Origin of the sequence: Streptomyces sp. NBC_01304 (assembly GCF_035975855.1) — a bacterium.
Lineage (GTDB): Bacteria > Actinomycetota > Actinomycetes > Streptomycetales > Streptomycetaceae > Streptomyces.
Genome location: NZ_CP109055.1, coordinates 10,137,890 through 10,163,362, shown reverse-complemented (window position 1 = coordinate 10,163,362; position 25,473 = coordinate 10,137,890). Strand labels below are relative to the sequence as shown.

19 protein-coding genes are annotated in these 25,473 nt (G+C 71.4%); 8 read left to right on the top strand and 11 right to left on the bottom strand.

From position 1 onward, the window contains the following. Window positions 1–199: 199 nt before the first annotated feature. From OG430_RS45605 to OG430_RS45595, 3 genes are all read right to left on the bottom strand, one after another. The gene (locus OG430_RS45605; RefSeq protein ID WP_327358594.1) at window positions 200–1,681 is read right to left on the bottom strand and encodes a caspase family protein; all 1,482 of its coding nucleotides are present in this window, start codon (window positions 1,679–1,681) and stop codon (window positions 200–202) included. A gap of 13 nt (window positions 1,682–1,694) precedes the next feature. Beyond that, window positions 1,695–2,048: a Pepco domain-containing protein gene (locus OG430_RS45600; RefSeq protein ID WP_327358593.1), complete on the bottom strand. Its 354-nt coding sequence runs from the start codon at window positions 2,046–2,048 to the stop codon at window positions 1,695–1,697. Window positions 2,049–2,157: 109 nt separating this feature from the next. Continuing rightward, window positions 2,158–3,723 (bottom strand): alpha/beta fold hydrolase, encoded by a 1,566-nt coding sequence (locus OG430_RS45595; RefSeq protein ID WP_327358592.1) that lies wholly within the window; start codon window positions 3,721–3,723, stop codon window positions 2,158–2,160. 185 nt (window positions 3,724–3,908) lie between these two features. On the opposite strand from OG430_RS45595, the gene paaK reads away from it, so the two are divergent. After that, entirely contained in the window at window positions 3,909–5,210 is a 1,302-nt protein-coding gene (gene paaK, locus OG430_RS45590) for a phenylacetate--CoA ligase PaaK (protein ID WP_327358591.1), read from the top strand. A 162-nt stretch (window positions 5,211–5,372) separates the two neighbouring features. On the opposite strand, the gene OG430_RS45585 is transcribed toward paaK, so the two are convergent. After that, a complete protein-coding gene (locus tag OG430_RS45585) occupies window positions 5,373–6,107 on the bottom strand; it encodes a TetR/AcrR family transcriptional regulator (protein ID WP_327358590.1) in 735 nt (244 codons plus the stop codon). Window positions 6,108–6,273: 166 nt separating this feature from the next. On the opposite strand from OG430_RS45585, the gene OG430_RS45580 reads away from it, so the two are divergent. Together OG430_RS45580 and OG430_RS45575 are read left to right on the top strand one after the other, a co-directional pair. Then, window positions 6,274–7,770, top strand: coding sequence for an APC family permease (locus tag OG430_RS45580; RefSeq protein ID WP_327358589.1), 1,497 nt, complete (start codon window positions 6,274–6,276; stop codon window positions 7,768–7,770). A gap of 110 nt (window positions 7,771–7,880) precedes the next feature. Further along, the gene (locus tag OG430_RS45575; protein ID WP_327358588.1) at window positions 7,881–9,536 is read left to right on the top strand and encodes an amidohydrolase; all 1,656 of its coding nucleotides are present in this window, start codon (window positions 7,881–7,883) and stop codon (window positions 9,534–9,536) included. A gap of 78 nt (window positions 9,537–9,614) precedes the next feature. On the opposite strand, the gene OG430_RS45570 is transcribed toward OG430_RS45575, so the two are convergent. Beyond that, entirely contained in the window at window positions 9,615–10,586 is a 972-nt protein-coding gene (locus tag OG430_RS45570; RefSeq protein ID WP_327358587.1) for an ArsR/SmtB family transcription factor, read from the bottom strand. Between the two features lie 124 nt (window positions 10,587–10,710). On the opposite strand from OG430_RS45570, the gene OG430_RS45565 reads away from it, so the two are divergent. Further along, entirely contained in the window at window positions 10,711–11,937 is a 1,227-nt protein-coding gene (locus OG430_RS45565) for an MFS transporter (protein ID WP_327358586.1), read from the top strand. Window positions 11,938–11,998: 61 nt separating this feature from the next. Here the strand turns inward: OG430_RS45565 and OG430_RS45560 are convergent, their stop codons facing one another. The 3 genes from OG430_RS45560 to OG430_RS45550 all read right to left on the bottom strand — a co-directional run bounded on the left by OG430_RS45560 (window position 11,999) and on the right by OG430_RS45550 (window position 17,433). Beyond that, window positions 11,999–15,007, bottom strand: coding sequence for a family 16 glycoside hydrolase (locus OG430_RS45560; protein WP_327358585.1), 3,009 nt, complete (start codon window positions 15,005–15,007; stop codon window positions 11,999–12,001). 157 nt (window positions 15,008–15,164) lie between these two features. Next, window positions 15,165–16,655, bottom strand: coding sequence for an acyl-CoA synthetase (locus OG430_RS45555; protein ID WP_327358584.1), 1,491 nt, complete (start codon window positions 16,653–16,655; stop codon window positions 15,165–15,167). Between the two features lie 139 nt (window positions 16,656–16,794). Beyond that, window positions 16,795–17,433, bottom strand: coding sequence for a TetR/AcrR family transcriptional regulator (locus OG430_RS45550; RefSeq protein WP_327358583.1), 639 nt, complete (start codon window positions 17,431–17,433; stop codon window positions 16,795–16,797). A 134-nt stretch (window positions 17,434–17,567) separates the two neighbouring features. Here OG430_RS45550 and OG430_RS45545 point away from each other — a divergent pair, with 134 nt between their 5' ends. Further along, window positions 17,568–18,455 (top strand): NmrA/HSCARG family protein, encoded by an 888-nt coding sequence (locus OG430_RS45545; RefSeq protein ID WP_327358582.1) that lies wholly within the window; start codon window positions 17,568–17,570, stop codon window positions 18,453–18,455. A 167-nt stretch (window positions 18,456–18,622) separates the two neighbouring features. Next, window positions 18,623–21,058 (top strand): penicillin acylase family protein, encoded by a 2,436-nt coding sequence (locus tag OG430_RS45540; RefSeq protein WP_327358581.1) that lies wholly within the window; start codon window positions 18,623–18,625, stop codon window positions 21,056–21,058. 65 nt (window positions 21,059–21,123) lie between these two features. Here the strand turns inward: OG430_RS45540 and OG430_RS45535 are convergent, their stop codons facing one another. Continuing rightward, complete coding sequence (locus OG430_RS45535) at window positions 21,124–22,122, bottom strand: zinc-dependent alcohol dehydrogenase family protein (protein ID WP_327358580.1); 999 nt, start codon at window positions 22,120–22,122, stop codon at window positions 21,124–21,126. Window positions 22,123–22,240: 118 nt separating this feature from the next. On the opposite strand from OG430_RS45535, the gene OG430_RS45530 reads away from it, so the two are divergent. Beyond that, window positions 22,241–23,161 (top strand): AraC family transcriptional regulator, encoded by a 921-nt coding sequence (locus OG430_RS45530; protein ID WP_327358579.1) that lies wholly within the window; start codon window positions 22,241–22,243, stop codon window positions 23,159–23,161. 49 nt (window positions 23,162–23,210) lie between these two features. Here the strand turns inward: OG430_RS45530 and OG430_RS45525 are convergent, their stop codons facing one another. After that, on the bottom strand, window positions 23,211–23,669 hold the full coding sequence (locus OG430_RS45525; protein ID WP_327358578.1) for an RrF2 family transcriptional regulator: 459 nt from the start codon (window positions 23,667–23,669) through the stop codon (window positions 23,211–23,213). Window positions 23,670–23,767: 98 nt separating this feature from the next. Beyond that, window positions 23,768–24,997: an acyl-CoA dehydrogenase family protein gene (locus OG430_RS45520; protein WP_327358577.1), complete on the bottom strand. Its 1,230-nt coding sequence runs from the start codon at window positions 24,995–24,997 to the stop codon at window positions 23,768–23,770. Window positions 24,998–25,220: 223 nt separating this feature from the next. On the opposite strand from OG430_RS45520, the gene OG430_RS45515 reads away from it, so the two are divergent. Then, window positions 25,221–25,361: a hypothetical protein gene (locus OG430_RS45515; protein WP_327358576.1), complete on the top strand. Its 141-nt coding sequence runs from the start codon at window positions 25,221–25,223 to the stop codon at window positions 25,359–25,361. Window positions 25,362–25,473: the final 112 nt, after the last annotated feature.

Genomic DNA, 25,473 nt, shown 5'->3' with positions numbered 1-25,473 from the left:
GTTTTCGCTAGGGCGTGTCCGGCGGATCTTCGCGGAAGAGCCCGCGGCGTCTGGTGCGTGCTCTCGGCGTGCGCCCGGATCGCCCTCGTACTGGACGTACTTGGGTGATTCGGGCGTGCGGCGAGCGGGGGCACCCCCGGCCGGAGGCTGGGGGCGCGTGCCAGGCGTCGTGGGCCCGCGAAGATCCGCCGGACAGGCCCTAGGGGCACTCGTACGCCAACTCCTTCTCCTCCTTCGAGAGGTTGGCGTTCTCGATCCCTGCGGCCTCGATCTTCTTGCACGTGGACACCTGCACGGCATAGCTGTCCACGGTGATCTGGGCCTGGGCGACGCTGCCGACGGTGTGCGCCTCCTCGACATACTCACGCTGGTATGAGTTGAGGTACTTGAGCTCGATCTCCGGGTGGTCCCTCTCCAGCTTCCAGTAGCTGATCCAGAGGACCTTCTCATGCACGCCTCGATAGATGGCGATGTGCCGGTCGTGGGAACCCACGAAGTACTGGTCCCGGGTCACCTGATAGGCGGTGAACAACCCGGCCGGGGGCAGCACGACCAACAGGACGGCCACGGCGATGAGAGCACGCCTGACCCACCGGCGGCGCCCGGTTTTGGGCGGCTGTCCGGGCGCCACCTCATCGGGAGCAGATGCGTCCCGCGGCGGCGGTGGAGCCGACCGAACGGTCTGCGCCATCGCCGGCGGCGGGCCGAGCCCCCATGGCGGTGCGCCGGCTTCCTCCAGGGATGGGCCGGGCTCCGCCAGTGACGGTCCGGGCTCCGCCAGTAGACTCATCGCCGCGCCGTCACGTACGACGGTGTCCGTGTCGTCCGGCGCCACCACCGGCGAAGCCTCGGGCGGTCGCGGAGCCGCGACGGCAGGCCCCTCCACCCCGGGCAGGAAGAAGAACCCGTCAGCCGGAATGTCCGTGACGACCCGCAGCAGCTGTGCCCGCCCCTTCTTGCGGTACGCCCGGTGCAGTTCCGTCACCCGGTTCTGCACCGCCTCGACGAACTCGTCCAGGGCCAGCGGCTCACCCCCGGTCCGGGAGGCGACGACATCCGACACCGACCGAGAGAAGAGGCTGAAGGACTCACCGGGCAGCGTGCCGTGATCGAGGCCGTCGCGCACCTGCTCCTCGCCGCGTACGAACAGCGACAGCTGCGCCGGTGAACAGGCGTACAGATAGGCCACTTTGCGGCGCAGCGCAGCGCCGATCTTCTGCCGGCCCCACTCCCTGACCCCGCTCACGCCCATCGAGTCCTGGTCGATTCCCTCCCGGCAGGCGTCGATCAGGAAGACGACGTGCTCGGCGGGTGTCTCGTCGAGGTGGCGCCGCCAGTCGATCGGCACGCAGCCCGACTCGAAGGGGTGGACGTCCTCGTCGATGTCCTCGGGCACGAGGTAGTCCTGGCCCCTGGCGTGCACGCCGTGTCCGCTCAGGAGGATGAACAGGGTGTCGCCGCGGCGGGCCCGGCGGAGGAATCCGATGACGCCGCCGTTGATGTAGTTGGCCGAGACCTGCCTGCCGCCCTCTCGCGCGGCCAGCACCTGCACATCGTGGAAGCCGTGCGTCCGCAGGATGGAGCCCAGGCGCGCCAGGTCGCCGGGAATGAACCCAAGAGGCTGGACGCCTCTCATCTCGTAGTCGCTGGCCCCGATCAGCAGGGCCCGGTACAGCCCCATGGCAGGCGCCCGGTCACTGCCTGAAGACGAGGACGATGCCGCGGCTGCCCGCCATCTGCGCCGCGGTGCCAATGAACTGCACCCCGCCGCCGGCGGTCACCTGGAACGACAGCTGGGCCTCCCGCAGCGGAAGGGCCCCGTCGCGCGCCGCGACATCGGCGAACAGCTGTTGCAGCGCGTCCACCGCCTCCGTCAGGTTCTTGCGCAGCGGGCCCAGCGGCACCTGTCGCAGCGCCGCTTCTCCGCTGTCGCCGAAGAGGCCCATCGAGTCGCCGGATTCCTTTTCGCTCGCTTCGTCGTACGACACCCAGAAGGGAAGCGTCGGCTCCCCCGGCGCGCGCTGTTCCGGTTCTTCCGCAGAGTCCATGGCGAGCCCCCCTCGTCCCCGTCCCTGTACGGCACACCAACTGTAGGGAGACGAGGGGCACTTCACCCCGCTCGCCGCCGAACTTGTGGCGGCCGGGACCACTGGGACCTCAGAGGCCGAACTCCTCCACCGCGGCCAGGAATTCGACGGGCCTGCTCTGGTGCACGAGGTGCCCCGCCTCGATGGTGGCGAGCCGGGCGTTCGGGATGCGTGTGGCCATCCAGGCGATCTGGTCCTGGTCGAAGGGGCCGCCGGGTCCGCCCCCGACGAGCAGCGTGGGCGCGGCGATCTGCGGGAGCAGTGCGTGCCAGCCGGGGTCCGGGGCGTTCAGGTCCGCGTTGATGCCGTCGATCACCGGCCAGTCGAAGTCGAGCTCCTCGTCGGTGCGTTCGGCGGGCGGGCGCGGCGGGTCGAGCGGGAACAGCGGCGGGGCCTCCTCCAGGACCAGGCGGCCGATCAGGTCCGGTTCCTGGCCGGCGAGCAGCCAGGCCGCGGCGCCGCCCATGGAGTGGCCGATGACCGTGGCGCCTTCGAGGCCGAGGGCGCGCAGGAACCCGGCCAGCTGGTCGCGGTAGCCGGCCAGGGAGTAACGGCCGGGCGCGCTGGGCTCGTTGTGCGGGTCGTGGAGGTTGTGCGCGTTGTGCGGGTGCCAGTCGCTCAGTCCGTGTCCGGCGAGGTCGACCGCGTAGACGCGGCGGGTCTCGGCGAGTTCGGGGGCCAGCTCCGCCCAGTCGAGGCTCGAACCGCAGCGGCCGTGCAGCAGGACGACGGGAGGCGCGTCCGGCTCGCCCCAGGTGCGGTACGCGAGGCGGGTGCCGTCGACCGTCACGGTGTCCACGTCGGGGGCGAGGAACGCGGCGATCGTGCGGGTGAACGCGCCCGGGTCGTCCAGCCACGGGTGGTGGGCGGCGCCCGCCTGCACGGCGAGCTCGGCGCGCGGGAAGAGCTCCGCCAGCGCGGCGGCGCTGCCCGGGGTCACACCGCTGTCGTGGTCGCCCGCGACGACCAGGACGGGTGCGGCGAGCGTCGCGAGCGCGGCGCGGACCGCGGCCGGGTCCGGGAGTTCCCCCGCGTAATAGCCGCCTGCCGCCTCCCAGTTGCGCGTCGTGGCGTCGTTGTGCGCCCGGGCGGCCGCGTCCCATCGGGAGTACGACAGCGGTGCGACCACCTGGAGGATCTTTTCGAGCGGCGTACCGGGGCCGAACTCCGCGATGGCCGCGCGGGTCTCCGCGTACCAGGGCTCGTCCGCGAACAGCCCCACCGTCCGCTCCCACTCCTCCTCGTCCGGCCTGATGCCGACGGCCCGCAGGCCCGGCGTGAGCAGGACGAGCGAGCGCAGTCGCTCCGGGTGCGCCGCCGCGTACAGGAGGGCGAGGCTCCCTCCGGCGGAGTGACCGAGCAGATCGATCCGTTCCAGGCCGAGGTGTGCGCGCAGCGCCTCCACATCGTCCGTCTGACGGTCGCAGCGGTACGTCGACGGGTCGTCCGGCACCGCGGAGTCGCCGGTGCCGCGCGGATCGAGCAGGACCAGCTGCCGGTGCGCGGAGAGCCCGCCCAGGTCACCCAGGTACGCGGAGGCGGCCATCGGCCCGCCGGGCAGGCAGATCAGCGGCTCGCCCGTGCCCCGCAGGTGGTAGGCGAGCTCGGTGCCGTCGGGGGCACGGAAGGTAGGCATGCGTCGATCCTCACAGGCGGACGGCGGGCCGGGCAACGGCTTTCGCCGACAGCGGGAAGCGGCGGGCCGATCAATTGGTGCACATGCCTTGACGTCGGGCGATGCCCCCTGAATTACTGATGCCCAACACCTCAACCGAATGATCGGTCGCCCGTTTTGGGCGTCGGGCGGGCGGAGACTTTCCCATGGAACGCATGCTGGACGCGGCGGAGCGCCTCGACCGCGAGGAGCTCGCGGAGTTGCAGCTGGAGCGACTGCGGGCGACCTTGCGCCACGCGTACGACAACGTGCCGTTCTACCGGGACTCCTTCGACAAGGCGGGCCTGCGGCCGGACGACTGCCGCACGCTCGCGGACCTGGCGCGCTTCCCGTTCACGACGAAGGCCGACCTGCGGGACAACTATCCGTTCGGGATGTTCGCCGTGGAGCGGGACCAGGTGCGCCGCATCCATGCGTCGAGCGGCACGACGGGACGGCCCACGGTGGTCGGCTACACCGAACACGACCTGGACATGTGGGCCGACGTGGTGGCCCGCTCGATCCGTGCGGCCGGCGGCCGGGCCGGGCAGATCCTTCATGTGGCGTACGGCTACGGGTTGTTCACCGGCGGCCTCGGCGCCCACTACGGGGCCGAGCGTCTCGGCTGTACGGTCGTGCCGGCGTCCGGCGGGATGACTGCGCGGCAGGTCCAGCTCATCCAGGACTTCCGGCCCGAGATCATCATGGTGACGCCCTCCTACATGCTCACGCTCCTCGACGAATTCGAGCGCCAGGGCATCGATCCGCGCTCCACCTCCCTCAAGGTGGGGATCTTCGGTGCGGAGCCGTGGACGGAGCAGATGCGGCGCGAGATCGAGGAGCGCTTCGCGATCGACGCCGTCGACATATACGGCCTGTCCGAGGTGATCGGCCCGGGCGTCGCGCAGGAGTGCGTGGAGACCAAGGACGGGCTGCACATCTGGGAGGACCACTTCTACCCGGAGGTCGTCGACCCGTTCACCGGCGAGGTGCTGCCGGACGGGGAGCGCGGGGAGCTGGTCTTCACCTCGCTCACCAAGGAGGCCATGCCCGTGATCCGTTACCGGACACGGGATTTGACGCGGCTCCTGCCGGGGACGGCGCGGCCCGCGTTCCGGCGGATGGAGAAGGTCACCGGGCGCAGCGACGACATGGTGATCCTGCGCGGGGTGAACCTCTTCCCCACCCAGATCGAGGAGATCGTGCTGCGCACGCCGGGCGTCGCCCCGCACTTCCAGCTGCACCTGACCCGCGAGGGCCGCCTGGACGCACTGACGGTGCGGGCCGAGGCACGGGCCGGTGCGACTCCCGAGCAGCGCGCGGAGGCGGTACGTGCGATCGGCGCGGCCGTGAAGGACGGCATCGGCGTCTCGGTCGGCGTCGAGATCGTCGAACCCGAGACGCTGGAGCGCTCGGTGGGGAAGATCAAGCGCATCGTGGACGAGCGGCCGAAGGGCTCCGGGGCCTGACCTGCTCACGGTTGTCCGGGACTTGAGCGTCCAAGGGGCCCGGCCTGCCCGCGGACGTCAGACCGGTCGCACGAGGTCCGGCGGATCGGTGTTCACGTCCACGACCTCGCCCGCCTCGATCGCGGCGTGCAGGGCCCGGGATCGGCGCGACTTCCTACGTCCTTACGTCGCAGCCCCTGGCTGTGCCGGTGCCGGTGCAGGTGCCCGCACCTGCGCCGCCGCGGCCAGTGCCGACAGGAGCAGTTCCAGCGCGACGTCGAACGAGCTCGCCGCCATGAGCGGCAACTCCTCGCGCACGGCCGCCAGTTGGGGGTGCGTGTCGGCGGGCAGCGCCGGATAGATGTCGCTCCACGCCTGGTCGTCCGCCAGCCGCCGCTCCGGGGTGAGCGCCAGATGCGCGGCGTCCAGGGCCGCGTGGCCCAGCACGGTGTCGATGAACGCGGCGTAGTGCCGTACCGCCGTGGCCTTGTCGAAGCCGGCCCGTCGCATCAGCCCGATGCCGATGTCCACGGCCCGGAACTCGTGCGCGCGCCGGGTCACCCGGTAGGCCGCCATGGCCGCGATCCGGGGATGGCGCCGGTAGCCGCGATGGACGCGATACGCCATCTCGCGCAGCCCGGCGAGCCAGTCGTCGCCCGGCTCGAAACCCGCCATGGCCTCGCCGATGATCCGGTCGCCGACGGCGAGCAGCAGGTCGTCGGTGTTGTGGAAGTACCGGTAGACGGCGCTCGGGTCGCAGCCGAGCGCGGTGCCGAGGCGACGCACGCTGAGGGCGTCCGGGCCGTGCTGGCCGACCAGGCGCAGCGCACAGTCGACGATGAGGTCCTCGGTCAGGACGACCCCGGACTTGGTGGGCTTGCGGCGCCGTCGCTCCTCGGGAACCCGCCCTTGGGTCATGACTCTTCCCCCTGCCGTCGCTGCCTCGCGGCGTCCCACGTCACCGGCGTGCGGCGCCGCGCCGGACCCTTATGTCAACACCATTGACGCAATGTTGGCAAGGCTGTTTGCTCAGGTCCTCCGCTCGGCTCGTGCACCCCTCCCCTTCGGCTCGAGGAGCTTCCGTATGCCTGAAACGACCAGCCCAGAACCACCCCGCCTGCACAGATCCCTCGGTGTCGTGGACGGGATCGCCCTCGCCGCCTCCAGCACCGCCGCCACCACGAGCATCGGCATCGGCATGGGCGCGCTGGCCGCGACCGTGGGCCTGCAGGCTCCGGCGGTCCTGCTGATCGCGTTCCTGCCGATCATCGGCATCGCGGCCGCGTACGCACGGCTCAACCGCTCCGAGCCGAACATGGGCAGCGGCTATGTGTGGGTCGGCAAGTCGCTCGGCCCCTGGTTCGGCTTCCTCACCGGCTGGGTCACCTTCGTCGGCACCATGATCTTCATGGCGTACACCAGTGCCGTGACCGGCTCGGTGCTGCTGCAGTTCGCCAACAAGGCCGGGCTGCACAGCCTGCTCGGCCTGGGCCTCGACCCCAACTCGACCGCCCTGAGCACCGTCGTGGGCCTCGGGGTGCTGGCCGCCGTGACGGTCACCGCGGTCACCGGGGTGCGCCGGGCGACGCGCTTCCAGACCTGGCTGCTCGTCTTCGAGTACGCGGTGCTCCTGGTCTTCTGCGGCTGGGCCCTGGTGAGTGGCGGGCACGCCTTCGACTGGTCGTGGTTCAACCCGTTCGACATCAAGGACGGCACGTCGTTCGCGCAGGGCCTGGTGCTCGCGGTGTTCTTCTTCTGGGGCTGGGACGCCGCGTTCAGCGTCACCGAGGAGACCAAGGACACCCGTGACGTGGGGCGCGGCGGCTTCATCGCGCTGCTCACGATGCTCGCGCTCTTCCTGTACGGATCCGTCGCCTTCCAGCGCGAGATGAGCCTGGGCGAACTCATCGCGCAGGGCCCGCAGGGCCTGACGTACCTGGGTGCGAAGCTCGCCGCCGAACCGTGGGCGAGCCTGCCGATGCTCGCCCTGATGTGCTCGGCGGTGGCCTCGCTGCAGTCGAGCGTGATTCCCACGGCCCGCGGCCTGCTCGCCATGGGCCGGGACCGCACGATGGGCCGGGTGTGGACGCGGATCAGCCCGCGCTACGGGTCGCCGGCCCTCGGCACGATCCTCGTCACTGCGATCGCCGCCGTGGTCGCGCTGCTCGCCCTGGCCATCCCCAAGCTCAACGAGATGATCCTGGCCGCGGTGAACTCCATCGGCCTGATCGTGGCGCTCTACTACGGCCTGACCGCGCTGGCCTGCGCCGCCCGCTTCCGCTCGGACCTGCGTACGTCGTTCCCGCTCGCGCTGCGCTCCGTGATCGCGCCCGGCGTCTCCGGGCTCGCCCTGCTCGGCATCGGCGGCTATCTCGGGCACTCGTACTTCACGATGAGCGATCACTTCGAACTCAGCCCGGACAACGGCTGGTTCATGCTGGCCGTGCCCACCGCCGTGGTCGTCTCCGGTCTGGGGATGGCAGCGTGGGCCAAGTACGGGCGGCGCTCGCCCTACTTCACCTCGCGGCGGGGCAGCAACACGAACGAGCCGGTCCCGGCCCTCCTCGACCAGACTTCCTGAAGCGCGAACCACCGCACCAGCGCACCACCGGCACCCGCAAACGCACCGGCACCCGCACTCGCACTCGCACTCGCACTCGCACTCGCACCAACCGCAAGGAGCACACCCGCATGCAGTCCAGCGCCCCCGCCGACCTGGTCTTCACCGGCGGCCCGGTCCACACCCTCTCCCCCGCCCGTGCCCGCGCCACCTCGGTGGCCGTCCGCGGCGAGCGCATCGTCGCCGTCGGCCACGACGAGGTGCGCGAGCTGATCGGGCCCGGCACCGAAGTCATCGACCTGGCGGGGAAGTTGCTGATACCGGGGTTCCAGGACGCCCACGTCCACCCGGTCGGCGGCGGCATCGAGCTCGGGCAGTGCGACCTGAGCGGGGCGACCACCCGCGAGGAGTACCGGCAAAGGATCACCGCGTACGCCCAGGCGCATCCCGACGACGAGTGGATCATCGGCGGCGGCTGGGCGATGGAGGCTTTCCCCGGTGGGCTGCCGACGGCCGGCGAACTGGACGCGATCGTCCCCGACCGACCGGTCTACCTGGTCAACCGCGACCACCACGGCGCCTGGGTCAACTCCCGTGCCCTGGACCGCGCGGGCATCGACGCCCGCACCCCCGACCCCGCCGACGGCCGCATCGAGCGCGAGGCGGACGGCACCCCGACCGGCATGCTCCAGGAGGGCGCCGCGAATCTGGTGGGCGTACTGCTGCCCCAACTCACCCTGGAACAAAGGATCGCCGGACTGCTGCGGGCCCAGGAGCTGCTGCACTCGCTCGGCATCACGGCCTGGCAGGACGCGCTGCTCGGCGAGCACGCCAATCTGACGGACCCGACCGACGCCTATCTCGCCACCGCGGCCGACGGCCGCCTCACCGCGCGGGTCGTCGGCGCCCTGTGGTGGGACCGGGCGCGCGGCACCGAGCAGATCGACGAGCTCATCGCGCGCCGCGAGGCCGCTTCGGTCGGCCGGCTGCGCTGCACCAGCGTCAAGATCATGCAGGACGGGGTCGCCGAGAACGGCACCGCGGCCCTCCTCGGGCCCTATCTCGACGGCTGCGGCTGCACTTCGGACAACACCGGCATCAGCTTCGTACCGCCGCAGGACCTGCAGAAGTACGTCACCGCACTCGACGCGCACGGCTTCCAGGTGCACTTCCACGCGCTCGGCGACCGGGCCGTGCGCGAGGCCCTGGACGCGGTGGCCGCGGCCCGCCGGGCCAACGGCTTCTCGGACACCCGCCCACACCTGGCCCACCTCCAGGTCGTGCACCCCGACGACATCGGCCGCTTCCGCGAGCTCGGCGCGAGCGCCAACCTGCAGCCGCTGTGGGCCGCGCACGAGCCGCAGATGGACGAGCTGACCATTCCGTTCCTGGGACCCGAACGCAGCGCCCACCAGTACCCGTTCGGTGCTCTCCTTCGCTCCGGGGCGACCTTGTGCGCGGGCAGCGACTGGCCGGTCAGCAGCCCCGACCCGCTGCAGGGCATCCATGTCGCGGTCAACCGGGTGCTGCCCGAGGCGCCGGCCGGCACCGGGGTGTTCCTGCCCGGGCAGCGCATCGACCTGGGCTCGGCCCTGGCCGCGTACACGGCGGGCAGCGCGTACGTGAACCACCTCGACGCGGAGACGGGCACCATCGCTCCGGGCCACCTCGCCGATCTGGCCGTCCTCGACCGCGATCCGTTCGCGGGGCCGGTCGAGGAGATCGGGGCGACGCGGGTGGAGCAGACCTTCGTGGGCGGGGAGCGGGTGTTCGCGCGGGGCGAGTAGCGGCCGCACTCGGACGGCCGAAGACGGGTGGGGTGGGGGCTCCGGCAGCCTCCGCCTCACCCACCCCTCGGAGCGATCTCACCCACCCCGTACCGCGTTCACCAGCACTTCCCCCACGGCCGTCCGGTAGTACAGCACCGACCGCCCCGCCCTGCGCCGCCCCGCGAGCCCCGCATCGAGCAGCACCTTGAGATGGCGGCCCACCGAACCGAGCCCCTGCCCGGTCAGCGCGACCAGTTGGGTCGTGCTCTTGGGTGAGTCGAGCAGGACGAGGACGGTCGCGCGGGCCGGCCCGAGGAGCGCCCCGAGGGCCTCGGGCACCACTGTGCGGTCCGCGTCCGCGAGGGTGCCCGAGCACGGGTAGACCACGGCGTGCCGCGCGGTGTCCTCCCAGCTGACCCAGGTCTGCCGCATCGTGACGGGCACGAACATCAGCCGGGTCGCGGTGAGTTGGCGCGTCGGGTAGTCGTGGGTGTTGATCTGCAGCCGGCCGTCGCCGAGCCAGCGCATCCCCGGCCGCATCCCGTCGAGCGCCGCGGCCCACCCGCCCTGGCCGAGCTGCGCCGTGCGCGCCACGATGTCGGCCTCGATGATGCGGCGCCGTCGCGGCCAGTACGGCAGGACGGTGTGCGTCCAGATCCACTGCAGCAGGTCGGCGGTGCGCTCCGCCAGGTCGTCGCGGTGCAGCTCGGCCGGCAGCGGGCCGTCCAGGGACTGCGTGAGATGGGCGCGTACGTCCGCGGCGGGCGTACGGCGGATCTCCGTCAGCTCGTCCTCGAAGCGGAGGTCGCCGTCGGGGGTGGGCGTGGGGGTGAGGTAGTCCGCGTTCCAGGTGCGGCCAAGGGCGGCGCGTACGGTCAGCGCGGTCACCGGCTCGGCGGCCAACAGCCGCCGGTACGCGGGCAGATGGGCATCCAGCCAGGCGTGCTCGCCCGGGTGCGCGGCGGTGGCCCGCTCCAAGGCCTTCAGGCAGGCGGTGGCCTCGGCGAGCGGCGAGACGACGAAGCGGCTCCCCGCGAGGGTGTCCGCGCTGATCTGCCACAGGCCCATGCCCGTCCCGCCTCCCTCCCCGTCCGGAACCTGGCGCCCCGTCGGCCCGCTCCGGACTGCGCCCCACGTTTCGCTCCTGCGCGAAACAGTAACGCCCTGGGCCCATGCCTTCGACACTCGGCCCATGCGCACCTACCGCGAGCTCTTCCGCACCCCGGAGTTCACCCCGCTCTTCCTCACCTCGGCCGCCCAGATCGCGGCACAGACGGTGAGCGGCCTCGCCCTCGGCACGCTCGTCTTCACGGCGACCGGGTCCCCGCTGCTCGCCGCCCTCGCCCTGTTCGGCCCGTCGCTCGCCCAGGTCGTCGGCGCGGCGACGCTGCTCTCGGCGGCCGACCGGCTGTCGCCGCGCGCCGCGATGACGGGCCTGGCCCTGCTGTTCGGTCTCGGCACCGCCGTCCAGGTGCTGCCCGGCATGCCCCTGTGGGCGTCGTTCGCGGTGCTGCTCGGGCTCGGCATGGTGGCGGCGCTCGGCGGCGGTGTGCGGTACGGGCTGCTCAACGAGATCCTTGCCAAGGACGGCTATCTGCTTGGCCGTTCGGCGCTCAACATGTGCGCGGGCAGCATGCAGATCGGCGGCTTCGCCCTCGGCGGCGTCCTGGTCGCCACCCTCTCCCCGCGCGGCACGCTCCTCGTCGGGGCAGGGCTCTATCTGTGCGCCGCGGCCGTCGCCCGCTGCGGCCTTTCCCGCCGGGCGCCGCGCGCCGAGGGCAGGCCGTCGATCGCCCATACCTGGCGCAACAACGCCCGCCTGTGGTCGTCGAGGCCGCGCCGCGCCGTGTATCTCGCCCTGTGGGTGCCCAACGGCCTGGTCGTCGGCTGCGAATCGCTCTTCGTCCCGTACGCGCCCGCTCAGGCGGGACTCCTCTTCGCGAGCGCCGCCTGCGGCATGCTCTTGGGGGACATCGTGGTGGGCCGCTTCGTGCCGCGGCACCGGCGCGGCCGGCTCGGCATACCCCTCCTTGCCCTCCTCGCCGCCCCGTACCTCCTCTTCGCCCTGCACCCGCCCCTGCCCGTCGCCCTGGCCCTGACGGCCCTGGCCTCGGTGGGCTTCGCGGCGAGCCTGGTCCAGCAGGAGCAGCTGATGGCGCTCACCCCGGACGAGCTGAGCGGCCACGCGCTGGGCCTGCACACCTCCGGCATGCTCACCATGCAGGGTGTCGGCGCCGCACTCGCGGGCGGCATCGCCCAGCTGACCTCGGTGACGACCGCGCTGGCCGTGACGGCCGTGCTGTCCCTCGCGGTGACGGCGGCGCTGGCGCCGCGCCTGCGCGCGGGGCGGCCCAACTCCCCTGCGCCGTCGCGGACTTCCACCGTCACGCCTGCGTACGTCCCTGCCGACGGTTCGTGAACCGTCGGCAGGGCCTGGTGCCGCTCTCAGGTCACGGGTTCCACCCGGACACTGTCGAGCCTCAACTCATCGGCTCCACCCACACATTGCGGAACCGCACCTTGTTCCCGTGGTCCTGCAGCCTGATCGCCCCGGTGGCGGCCGATTCCGGGTCGCCCGCGCCGGTGGGGCCGTCGATGGCGACGTCGTCGTGGACCTTCTTGCCGTTCCAGACGACGGTGACCCTGGCGTCGGCGGTCTTCTTGCCGTCCGCGTCGAAGCGGGCCGCGCGGAAGGTGATGTCGTACGTCTGCCAGGTCTCGGGGGCGGTGGACGCGTTGAGGTCGGCGGCCTTCTTCTGGTAGATCGCCGCCGCCTCGTTGTCGGCGAGCTTCTGCACGCCGTACGAGTCGAGGATCTGCACCTCGTACCGCTCCTGGAGATAGATCCCGCTGTTCCCGCGGTCCTGTCCGGTGACGTCGTCGGGCAGCAGCGGGACCCGGAATTCGACGTGCAGCTTGAAGTCGCCGAAGTGCTGTTTCGTGCGCAGGTCGCCGCAGCACACCTCCATCGACTTCTCGGCGGTGTGCGGCCACTGGGCACTGCGGCCGTCGCGGTGGTGCCAGGCCGTGGAGATGCTGCCGCCGGAGAACAGGTCGATGCGGGCCCCGGGCCTGCGGACCTCGATGGCGTCGAGGTTCACATGCCCGGTGTCGCCTGCGCCGACGGCGTACGTGATCTCGTTGCGGCCCTTGCGCAGGGTGAGCCGTTCGGTCCTGGTCGACCAGCGGTTCCACTCCGCCGTGGAGGGCAGGCTCGTCTGTTTCGCCGCGGCGCCGTTCACGCTGACGGAGACGGTCTTCGTCCCGCTGAAGGGGTGCGGGCCGTTGGCGTAGCGCAGGCCCACGTCGTACGTGCCCGCCTCGTCGGCGAAGACGTCGAAGCTCGCCTTCGCGCCCTGCTCGCCGAAGCCGTCGACGAAGCCACCGCCGGTGTACCCGGCATGCTCGGTGTCGGTGCCCGCGCTGCCGGACAGGCGGGCGGATTCGGCGTCATAGCTGGTCACCGGCTGTTCGGGGCCGGGCCTGGCGTTGAGCGTGTACCAGGCCTCGGTGGACCAGAGCTGGTCGCCCTCGGCCGAGGAGAACGGGCGGGGCGAGCGGACGTGCACGACCCGGTCGGTCTTCAGGCCGGGGATGGTGAGCCTCACCTTGCGGCGGTCGTCCGAGAGCTGCGCGGAGGTGACGGGCAGCGTCTCCTCGTCGACCTTCGGGCCGCCGTACGCGGGCGTCGGTGCGTAGCGCCACTGCTCGACGGAGTACGCGCCCTTGGTCAGCTTGGTCGCGGTCTCGTCCGACAGGGGCTTGGTGTAGGTGAGTTCGAAGCCTTCGGGGGTGGCGCGCATGGTCTTGATGTCGAAGGCGGTCTTGCCGTTCGGGGTCAGCTTCTGCAGGCCGAACTTGAGCTTGCCCGCCTGCCCCCAGTTGCCGTCCGCGCCCAGACCGCCGGTGTAGATCGCGCCGTCCGGACCGGTGCTGATCCGGGTGATGCCGGACTCGAGGCCCTGGGTGTGCCGGAACACGGCGCCCTGGTACTCGCCGTCGACCTTCTCCAGGTCGGCGCGCTGCAGTCCGCCGTACGTGACGTCGCCGAAGACCATCTGTCCGGCGAACGGGCCCTTGGCCAACTGCATCGGCGTACTGGGCGAGTTGGCTATCTCGTTCTGCGGCAGCCAGAGCACCGGCTTGGTGACGGGCTTGTCGTCGTAGGGGCCGTCGGGGTTCATGTAGTGGTTGAAGAAGCGGTCCTGCTTGATGTGCATCAGCTTGGACGCGGGCAGCCAGCCGCCCTGGTTGTCGGTGACGAACAGATCGCCGTCCGGCCCCCGCCCGATGCCATTGGGAGTACGCAGCCCTCCGGCCACATAACTCACCTTGCCCGTAGCCTTGTTGACCTTGATGGTCGTGCCGCGGTTGGGGGCGGGCTGCGGGTCGGTGGTCGCGCCACCGTAGTTGATGGCGACGGAGAGGTTCAGGTAGAAGTCACCCTTGTCGTAGAGCAGTCCGAAGGCGAACTCGTGGAAGTTCCCGCCGAACGGCCACTCGGCGATCTTGCGCTTCTCGTCGACGACGTCGTCGCCGTTGGTGTCGGTCAACTCGGTGAGCTGGTGCTTCTCGGAGACGTACAGCTTCCCGTCCACGTACTTGACGCCCATCGGCTCCTTGAGCCCGTCGGCGATCTTCTTGTACGTGACCTTCTCGGGCCCGGTGTCACCCGTGACGTGGTCGAGGACGTACACCTCGCCCTTGGTCTCGGTGCTGCCGCCCCAAGTGGTGATCGCGAGGCGGTCGTCGGGCAGCCAGTCCATCGCGGACACCTGCGGTTCGAAGCCCTTGGGCCGCAGATCGGTCAGGGTGTAGCCCGGATTGACCTCGGTCAGCGGCAGGCCGTCGCCCGGGGTGTCGAGGGTGCCCTCGCACTCCTTGCGGCCGGGTGCGGTGACCCGTACGACGTCCTTGTCCGTGCTCAGCACGGAGTTCGGCACGACCGTGAAGTCGCTCGCCCCCGGCGGCTTCCACTGCAGGGTGACCTGCTGGCCGCCGCCCGCGTCGAAGTGGTCGATGCGCAGCGGCTGATAGCCCGCGTTCAGCGAGATCTCGCCGTCCTTGGGCTCGGCGCCGTGCAGACCGTCGTGGTCGATCACCTTGTCCCCGCCGAGGAAGAGGCGCGAGCCGTCGTCGCTGGTCAGCCGGAAGGCGTACGTGCCGGCCTCGGGCACGTTGAGATTGCCGAGGATCTGCGAGACGAAGTTGTCGCTGAACCCGAAGCCGTCGGTGGAGGTCCAGTCGATGACGGGGATCAGCTTGTCGACGTTCGGGGTCTGCGCGGGCTTGAGGTCGCACAGCTTCTTCAGCGGAGCCTGGATGTCGAAGACCCGCTGGGTGACGCCGGGTTCCTGCGGTGGCAGCTCGGCGAACGGCCGCGGATCACGGTCGGCGGCGGCGGACACCGCGGGTGCGAGGAGACTGCCGCCCAGCAGGGCGGTCAGGAGCAGTCCGGTGGCTCTTCGTAACTGGGGGCGTGGCTTCACTCTTCCTCCGCGTGATTCGGCTGTGAGTACGCAGACTTCCGTGGCAAAGCGACGCTCAGCGTAGAAACAATGCACCTTGACGTCCATGCTTTGTCCACAGAAAGGAAGAACTGGTGGGCGCAACGCGCCGCAGGAGGTCTCCCCTCCCCCACAGGCCTTAGGCGAACCTGTCCCGCAACTCCCGCTTCAGGATCTTCCCGCTCGCATTGCGCGGCAGCTCGTCCACGAACAGCACCCGCTTGGGCGCCTTGAAGCTTGCGAGCTTCTCCTTGGCGTGGGCGATGAGTTCGGCCTCGGTGACCTCGCCGCGCGCCACGACCACGGCGGCGATCGCCTCGATCCACCGCTCGTCCGGCACCCCGATCACCGCGACCTCGGCGACGCCCTCGTGCCCGTACAGCACGTCCTCGACCTGCCGCGAAGCGACAAGCACTCCCCCGGAGTTGATGACGTCCTTCACCCGGTCGACGACGGTGAGATAGCCCTCGCCGTCCCGCACCGCGAGGTCCCCGGAGCGGAACCAGCCGTCGCGGAAGGCCTCTCGGGTCTCCTCCGGCTTGTCCCAGTAGCCCTCGCACAACTGCGGTGAGCGGTAGACGACTTCGCCGGGCGTCCCGTCCGGCACGCCCTTGCCGGCCTCGTCCACGACCCGCGCCTCGACGAACAGCACGGGCCGGCCGCACGAGTCCATCCGCCCGTCGTGCTCGTCCGGTCCGAGCACGGTGGCCAGCGGTCCGATCTCACTCTGCCCGAAGCAGTTGTAGAAGCCGAGCCCGGGCAGCCGCCCGCGCAGCCGCTCCAGGACCGGCACGGGCATGATCGAGGCCCCGTAGTACGCCTTGCGCAGCGCGGAGAGGTCGCGGGTGGCGAACTCGGGGTGGCCCGCGAGCCCGATCCACACGGTCGGCGGCGCGAACAGGCTGTCGTGCCCGGCCTCCACCAGGTCGAAGATCCGGCCGGCGTCGGGCCCGTCGAGGATCGTGTTCTCGGCACCCACCGCCAGGTACGGCAGCAGGAACACGTGCATCTGTGCCGAGTGGTAGAGCGGCAGCGAGTGGACGGGCCGGTCGGTCTCCTTGAGGTCCAACGCGTGGATGGCGCTGACGTATTCGTGCACCAGGGCCCGGTGGGTCATCATGGCGCCCTTGGGCAGTGCGGTGGTGCCGGAGGTGTAGAGCAGCTGCACGAGGGCTTCGCCGTCCGGCTCCGGGCCGTCGTACGGCGCCGTCCCGGGCAGTCGCGCGAGCAGCGAGTCGTCCGCGTCACGCAGCGCCAACGTGCGTACGTCGCCGGGCAGTCGGCCCGCGATGTCCGGATCGGCCAGCACCAGGGCACAGCCCGCCTGGCCGACGATGTAGGCGAGGTCGTCGCCGGTGAGGTTGTGGTTGACCGGCACATGGACGAGTCCGGCCCGGGAGCTGCCGAGGAAGCCGATCAGATACGCATCCGAGTTGTGCCCGTACGCCCCCACCCGGTCGCCCGCCGCCAGGCCAGCGTCGAGAAGGACCCGCGCGGCGCGCGAGACGGCCTCGTCGAGTTCGGCATAGGTCCAGGAGCGGTCGGCGTACCGGAGCGCGATCCGCTCCGGGGTGCGCCGTGCGCTGCGGCGGAGCATGGCGTCGACTGTGTTGCTGCGTACACCGGTCATGGGCGTGATCCTGTGGTCCGGCCAGGCGCTGGGTCAAGACATACGAGGGTCCGGCCAGGCGGGACGCTTCGAGTTCGGGCGCCCGATCGGGAGGGGCCCCGGGGCCTTGGGGCGTGTGCCGGGAGTCGCGACGCACGCCCTAGCCGGGCCGCCCGCTCCAGGGCTCGAGTGCCGCCCGGGTCGCACTGCGCAATCGGCCGCGCAGGCGTTGCGGGTCGGCGGCCAACTCCCCGGCCGTTTCCGGGTCTTCGAGCAGGGCCTGCAGCGCGCCGCCGACCGCGCCGGTCATGGCACCGACGAGGGCTCCGGCCCGTACGGCGTCGAGTTCGCCGGGGAACGCGTCCCGCAACTGCCGGGCGATGTCGCGCTGCGCGGCCTGCTGGATCAGCAGGGCGCGGCCCTGGACGGCGGGAACGGTCCGCATCAGCCGGGTCCGCACGGCCGCCATCGGGCTCACCATGTCGGCGTCGGCCTCCGAGATCTCCCGCACGGCGCGCAGCAGCACCTCGACCGGGCCTTCCCCGGGGCCCCTGGCCTCGATCGCTTCGAGGGTGGCGCGCACCCGGTCGGCACTGTCGGGGAAGAGGATCTCCTCTTTGCTGGCGAAGTAGCTGAAGAAGGTGCGGGTGCCGATCTCGGCCGCCGCGGCGATCTCCGCGACCGTCGTCTCGTCGTATCCCTTGCGCGCGAAGAGCTCCGCCGCGGCGTCGATGAGCGCCGAGCGGGTGCGTCGCCTTTTGCGCTCGCGCAGGGAGCCTGCCTCGTCCTGTATGGCCATGCGGGCATCCTATCGCAATCAGTGCGACTCCGCACTCATTGCATTTCTGCACCGAGTGCAGTTATTGTTCTCGGGTCATCAGCGAACTGCCCGGAATCCAGGCCGACTTGAGCGGTCCGAACAGGGAGAGCGACATGGACACCAACGGCAAGATCATCCTCGTGACCGGCGCGACCGGTAACCAGGGCGGCGCCACCGCCCGTCATCTGCTCGCCGACGGCTGGCGGGTTCGTGCGCTGGTCCGGGACGAAGCCACCCCGGCGGCCGTCGAGTTGGCGGCTGCCGGCGTCGAGCTCGTCCGCGGTGACCTGAACGACCGAACCTCCGTCGACGCGGCGATGCGCGGCGCATACGGCGCCTACAGCGTCCAGTCCGACAACCCCGACGAGATCTCCCAGGCGAAGAACATCGCGGACGCCGCCCAGTCGGCCGAATTGCGGCACCTGGTGTACTCCTCGGTCGGCGGCATGGAGGAGCAGAACCGCTTCTACGTGGAGCACGGCTGGGGCCCCATCGACAAATGGCAGATCGAGCAGCACCTGAACACGCTGGACATTCCCGTGACGATCCTGCGTCCCGCCGGGTTCATGGAGGACTTCACCAGCCCGGCACGGTTCTTCCAGGACGGTGCGCTCAACGTGCCCTGGCACGACGACATGGCGATGAAGCTCATCGCCATCGACGACGTCGGCGCCTTCGCCGCGTTGGCCTTCGCCGACCCCGGCACCTACGCGGGCCGGACCATGGAGATCGCCGGCGACCGGCTGACGGCTCCACAGATCGCCGACGCCCTGGGGAGGGCCGCCGGCCGCCCCGTCCCACACACGCGGATACCGCTCGAAGTGCTGTGGGAGCACGCCCCGGAGGTGGCGAAGGTGATGGCCTGGGCAAACGGGACCTTCTACGACATCGATCTCGCGCCCGTCCGGAGGGCATTCCCCGGCGTCATGGACTTCGGCACCTGGCTGGACCGGTCGGGCAAGCAACGCCTTCTGGCGCAACTGGCCGCCCGGAAGGGGTGAACTACCGGCAGGACAGGGCAGGCGAGCGGCCGCCTGCCGCAGGAGCGGTCTGCCGCCCGCCGCGCCCATGGACAGGCACGGAAATCCACCTCGCCCCGTCCCCGGACAGCTGACATACCGCTTGGTACGCTCAACCGCCCTTGCCCGCACAGCTGTTGGGAGGCTCCATGCGTGTCCGCCGTCGTCGCCGTATCCGTCTGAGACAGCTCGCCCTGATCGGCACCGCCCTGCTCGCCACCGCCGCCACCGCGTCGCCCGCACCGGCGGCCGACGCCGGCCGTGCGCACCATCCGTCCGGCGGCAAGCTCTCCGCCACCATCCGCTACACCGAGCACGGCATCCCGCACATCCTGGCCAAGGACTACGCGAACCTCGGGTTCGGCACCGGCTGGGCGCAGGCGAACGACCAGGTGTGCACGCTCGCCGACGGGTTCGTCACGATGCGCGGGGAGCGCTCCAAGTACTTCGGCAAGGACGCCGCCCCCGACGGCTCGCTCTCCTCGGCGACCACGAACCTCTCCAGCGACCTGTTCTTCCGCGGGGTGCGCGACGCGGGCACCGTCGAGGCGCTCCTGAAGGTTCCGGCGCCGGTCGGTCCGAGCCGTGAAGTGCGGGATCTGATGCGGGGGTTCGCCGCCGGCTACAACGCCTGGCTGAAGCAGAACCGCGTCACCGACCCGGCGTGCAAGGGCGCCGACTGGGTGCGCCCGGTGACCTCCCTCGACGTGGCCCGGCGCGGCTTCGCGCTCGCCGTGCTCGGCGGGCAGGGCCGCGCGGCCGACGCGATCACCGCCGCCCAGCCGCCCGGCGCGGGCACCCGGCAGCAACGTACGCCCGGCAAGAAGGCCTTGGCCGAGGCCGCCCGGGAACTGTTCAGCACCCAGTCCGCAGACAAGGGGGACATGGGCTCCAACGCCGTCGCCTTCCAGGGCAAGACGACCGCCAACGGCCGGGGCCTCCTGCTCGGCAACCCCCACTACCCGTGGCAGGGCGGGCGGCGGTTCTGGCAGTCGCAGCAGACGATTCCCGGTGAGTACAACGCCTCGGGCGGCTCGCTGCTCGGCGCGGTGTCCGTCTCCATCGGGCACAACTCCGGGGCCGCGTGGAGCCACACCGTCGCCACCGGCGTCCCGATGAACCTGCACCAACTCGCCCTGGATCCGGCGGATCCGACGACGTACCTCGTCGACGGCAAGCCCGAGAAGATGACCAAGCGGACCGTGACCGTGCAGACCAAGGACGGCGCTCCGGTCACCCGCACCCAGTGGTGGACGCGCTACGGGCCCGTCGTGAACTCGATGGGCGCCCAGCTGCCGCTGCCCTGGACGGCCACGACGGCGTACGCGGTGAACGACCCCAACGCGGTCAACATGCGCGCCAGCGACGCCGCCCTCGCGCTCGGCCAGGCCCGCTCCACCAAGGAGATCCTTGCCTCACTGCGCCGCACGCAGGGCCTGCCGTGGGTGAACACCATCGCGGCGGACTCCAAGGGGCATTCGCTGTTCACGCAGTCGCAGGTCCTGCCGCGCATCACCGATGAGCTGGCTCAGCGCTGTTCGACACCGCTCGGCAAGGTCACGTATCCCAGTGCGGGCCTGGCGATCCTGGACGGCGCCCGCGGGGACTGCACGCTGGGTGCGGACAAGGACGCGCTGCAGCCCGGGATCTTCGGGCCGGCCCGGATGCCGACGCTGAAGGACGCCGCGTACGCGGAGAACTCCAACGACAGCGCCTGGCTCGCCAACGCCGAGCAGCCGCTGACCGGCTACGAGCGGGTCTTCGGCACCATCGGCACCACCCGCTCGCCGCGCACCCGGGGCGCCGTGGAGGACGTGGCGGCGATGGCCGCCAAGGGCCGGCTCACCGTCAAGGACCTGCAGCGCCAGCAGTTCGCCAACCGCGTCCCGATCGGCGACCTCACCGCGGCGGACACGGCGGGCGCCTGCGCCGCACTGCCGGGCGGGACGGCAACGGGCAGCGACGGCAAGGTGGTTGACGTCTCCAAGGCCTGCGAGGCCATCAAGAACTGGGACCGCACCATGAACCTGGACAGCAGCGGCGCCCTGCTCTTCGACCGGTTCTGGCGCAAGCTGACGGCTTCCGTGCCGTCGGCCGAGGTGTGGAAGGTGCCGTTCTCGGCCGCCGACCCGGTGCGCACCCCCAACACCCTCAACACCGCGCACCCCGGCTTCGCCCGCGCCCTCGCGGACACGGTGACCGAGCTGGCCGTGGCGGGCATCGCCCCGGGCGCGGAGCTGTCGAAGTACCAGTACGTCGACCGCGCGGGCCTGCAGATCCCCGTCGGCGGCGGCACCGAGGCCCTCGGCGTCTGGAACAAGATCGAGGCGACCTGGGACCCGAAGGCCGGCTACACCGCGGTGGCGCACGGCTCCAGCTACATCCAGGCGGTCGGCTGGGACGGCAGCCGCTGCCCGGTCGCCCGTACGCTCCTGACGTACTCCCAGTCCTCCAACCCCAAGTCGCCCTACTACGGCGACCAGACGGAGCTGTTCTCGCAGGAAAGGATGGTCAAGGCGAGGTTCTGCGAGAAGGACATCTACCGTTCGCCGAAGCTGAAGGTGGTGCGGGTGCGCGAACGCTGAGCCCGTCGACACCTGCGTCGCGGGCGGCCGGCTCTCCTCGGGAGGGCCGGCCGCCCGCGGCCGTTTCAGACGCTGACCACGATCTTGCCGATGTGGGTGTTGGACTCCATCAGGCGATGCGCGTCGCAGATGCGCTCCAGGCCGTCGAAGGCCTCGGCGATCACCGGCGCCAGAGTGCCGTCGCGCAGGCCGGATTCGAGGAAGGCGAGCATGCGGCGGCGGAAGGCCGGACTGTCCACGAGTTCACCGTTGGCGTACATGTGGACGGTCTGCGGCCAGTTCAGGGCGAGCTCGATGGGGCGCGGGTCGAGCCAGCCGTACACCACCGTCCGGCCGCCGGGCCGCAGCGCATTGCCGACCTCCGCGAAGCCGGGGCCGCCGATCGCGTCGAAGGCGAGGTCGGCGCCCTTGCCGCCGGTGAGCCGCTTGACCTCCTTGACCAGGTCCTCGCTGTCCGTCGTGATCACGTGCTCGGCGCCCAGGTCGAGGAGCTGCTGCCGCTTGTCCACGCCCCGGGTGGTGGCGATCGGGACGGCGCCCAGGCGCCGGGCCGTCTGGATCGCGGCCGTTCCCACACCGCTGGACGCACCGGTGATCAGCACCTGCTCGCCGGCGGCGAGGTGCGCGGTCTCGACCAGGGCGCCGTAGGCCGTGGAGTACGTCAGCCAGGACGCGGCCGACACCACCGCGTCCGCGCCGCGCGGCCTGGGCACCAGCATCTCCTCGGAGAGCAGGACACGTTCGGCGTGCACCCCGTGGACGCCGAACTCGAAGTTGGCCGCGGCCATCACCGCATCGCCCGGCGCGAACTCGGTGACCTGCGCGCCGGCCGCCTCGACGATCCCGGCCGCCTCATAGCCGATCCGGGAGCCGGGCAGCGTCGGCCGGTAGTAGTAGCCGCCCGAACGGAACAGCGCCTCGGCCCGGTTGAGGCCGATCGCCTCGACCCGGACAAGGACCTCGGTGGGGCCGGGCTCGCCCAGCGGCACCTCTTCGACCTTCAGGACCTCGGGGCCGCCGAGCTCGTGGAACACAACTGCGTGGGTACGGGATGTCGTTGTCATGCCGATGACCGTATGCGGGTGCGTACGAGACGAGCCATGTCCCAAAGCCTTGGGATCATGTCCGATCGTCTTGTCCGATGCGGGCATGGGTCGTTCGTGGTCGCGATACGGTTCGACCATGGACGTACTCAGCGACGCGGTCGCCGCCATGCGCACAGGTCGGCCGCACTCCTCGCGCACCGTCAACGTCGCGCCCTGGGGCGTGTGGTTCCCCGCGTCGGACGGCGCCGGATTCCATGTGGTGCTCCAGGGCTCGGCGTGGCTGATGCGTCCCGGGGTGGCGGAGCCGGTGCGGCTCGGGCCCGGTGATGTGGCGTTCCTCGCCCATGGGCCGGGGCACGGGCTCGCCGATCATCCCGACACCCCGTTGCAGGACGCCGAGTGGAAATCCGACGGGACCTGGGCGGGAATGCCGCCGGGACCCGACCCGGCCCCCGGCGCGCAGACGCTGCTGCTGTGCGGGGCCTACCAGTTGAGCCGGACGCGGGCCCATCCGCTGCTCACGGAGCTGCCGCCGGTGGTGCATGTCCCGGCCCATGTGGGCGCGCACCACCGGTTGCGGGGCGCCGTCGATCTGCTCGGCGCCGAGATGGCCGATCCAGCGCCCGGCTCGCATGCGATCGTGCCCGCGCTCCTGGACACGCTCCTCGTATACCTGCTGCGCACCTGGTGGCTGCAGGAGCGGCCGGACGCGGCGCACGGTTGGGCCGGCGCGCTGCGCGACCCCGCCGTCACCGCCGCCCTGCGGGCCATCCACGGCGAGCCCGCCCACCCTTGGACGGTCGAGGAACTGGGCAGCGCGGCGGGCCTGTCCCGGGCCGCGTTCGCCCGCCGCTTCACCGCCCTGGTCGGGCAGCCCCCGCTGGCGTACCTGACCTGGTGGCGCATGACGACGGCGGGCCGCCTGCTGCGCGAGGCCGACGCTCCGCTGCGTACGGTGGCCGAACAGGCGGGCTACACCTCGGAGTTCGCATTCGCCAAGGCGTTCAAGCGGGAGTACGGGATCGCGCCCGGGCAGTACCGCAAGCAGGCCGGATAGGCCGAACGCCACGGCTGCCGGCGCGGAGACAGCGGCGCGGGCCGACCTCTCAGGGGTTCACCCAGGCCGCCGGGGAGTCGGTCAACGCGGAGACTGCGGGCGGCAGTTGTCCCGAGGCGACGTCCGCGAGCGAGACGCCTTCGAGGATCTCGCGCACGTTGGACCGCAGGGCGATCCACAGCGGGAGCAGCGACTCGGCCGGGCCCGTGTAGGACAGATCCGGCGGGCGGACCCCGCGTACCGAGACGAGCGGTCCGTCCACGGAGCGGATGACGTCGGCGATGCTGATGGACTCGGGCGGTCGGGCCAGCCGGTAGCCGCCGTTGCCGCCGCGCCGGCTGAGCACGAGTCCGCTCCGGCGCATGTCGTTGAGGATGCTTTCGAGGAACTTGTACGGGATGTCCTGGGCGTCGGAGATGACCTTGGCCTTCAGTGGCCCGTCGTCCTGCGACGCGACGAGTTGCAGCGCGGCACGCACCGCATAGTCCGCCCTGGCTGAGATCCGCATGTGTGCATTATCCCGTTCGGCTTCGGTCGGGGTGGAGGGGGAGGCCTCGCCGAGTCGCGCTCGGGGGCCGCAAGGGCGAGGGGGACGGGATCCGGCCGTCAGGCGGGCAGTACGAACGCCGGGTGCGCACCGTGCAGGAAGTAGTCCCCGACATCGCGGAGCCGGTGGGTGACGGGCTCGCAGAGGGTGTGGGCCCGGGCGTTGCGCCAGAAGCGGTCGAAGCCGAGGCGTGCGGAGGTGGCGCGGGGTCCGATGACGTCGAGGGCGCGGGCGGTCGACTCCTGGGCGGCCCTGGAGGCGGCGGCCTCGGCCATCGCGACGAGGACCGAGGTGTCCGCGTACTCGTCGTGGGTGAGGTCGTCACCCCCCGCAAGCCCGCGGTGCACGGCGTCCACCGCCTGGTCGGCGAGCGCGGACGCGGCCCGGGTGAGGACGGTCAGTTCGCCGTACGTGGCCAGCGTCTGCGGATCGTGGGGCGAGCCGGCCGGCCAGTCCGAGTACCGGACCGCCTGGCCGGCCCTGCTGTACTCGCGGGCCTCGGACAGCACTCCCTCGGCCAGGCCGAGCCAGAGCTGCACCGCGAGGAGCCTGCCGACCGGCGAAGCCAGGGCGGCACGGGGCGACAGGACGTCCTCGTCCACGGGCAGGGCGCCGAGCACCTCGTCGGCGGCGACCGGGACACCGTCGAATTCCACGGTCCCGCCGGCCGCGAGGCGCTGGCCGAAGGTGCCGGCGTCACCGTCGATCGTCACGCCGGGACGGGCCCGGTCGACGACGACGGCGAAGGATTCACCGGTGTCCCCGCGCACGGCCCGCACGGCAAGCCGGTCGGCTACCAGGACCCCGCCGGCGTAGCTCTGCCGGCCGTCGAGCACGAACCCGGCCGCCGCCCTGGTCAGCGCGAGGGGCGCTTCCCGGCGGGCGAGACCGCCACCCCAACACCACTGCTGCCCGGCGGACTTGCGCTCCAGCTCGGCGGCGCGCACGGGCTCGGCGAGGAACCGGGCGCTCCAGGACAGGAAGTAGTGGGAGCCGAGGAGTTGACCGATGCCCGCGTCGGCCCCGGCAATCTCCCGGACCACCGCGTAGGCCGTGCGCCAGTCCACGCCGCCGCCCCCGAGTTCCGCCGGCACGAGGAGCGTGAGGAGGCCCGCCTCGCGCATCCGGGACACCTCGCCGAACGGGGTCTTGCCCGCCTGCTCCCTGGCCACCGCATCCGTGGCCAGGTCATCGGCCAACTCGCGGGCCACGCGCAGCCAGTGCGCACGGCCCGGCCCGGTTCGCCCGCACTCGGGGACGGGCTCGGACAGCGCAGGGGCAAGGCCCATGGCAGGGGTCTCCTCAAGGTCGGCAGGATGCTTCATCCTGCGCACCCGCCGGGAAGGCCGTCAACATTTTCCTAGTAAATCGACGGGAAATATAGGGAAGGGTGGCCGGATGCCCGCAAACCAACTCCCAGGCGTCTCACCATGCGGTACGTCGAGCGAGACGATGGCAGGCACTCTTGACGGGACCTGAAGGTCGCCGGACACTCCAAAGCAGAGTTCCCCAGTGAAGTGGCAGGAAAAGATGGAGCCTTCGGAGTCGCCCGCCGACCGCGCCGTGCGCGCGGGCCGGCCGCCGCTCCTGCTCACGTCCCGCCGCCACATCGATCTGCTGCGCGTCTGCAGCGCGGCGCGCCCTCCTCGCTGAGCGGCGCGGCCTCCGCGCTGAACCGGACGGTGCCCGCAGGCGTCCGCGGTCGCCTCACCTCACAACGTCCCGCCCCGCAGCGCCTCACCCCGCAACTCCCCGCCCCGCAACG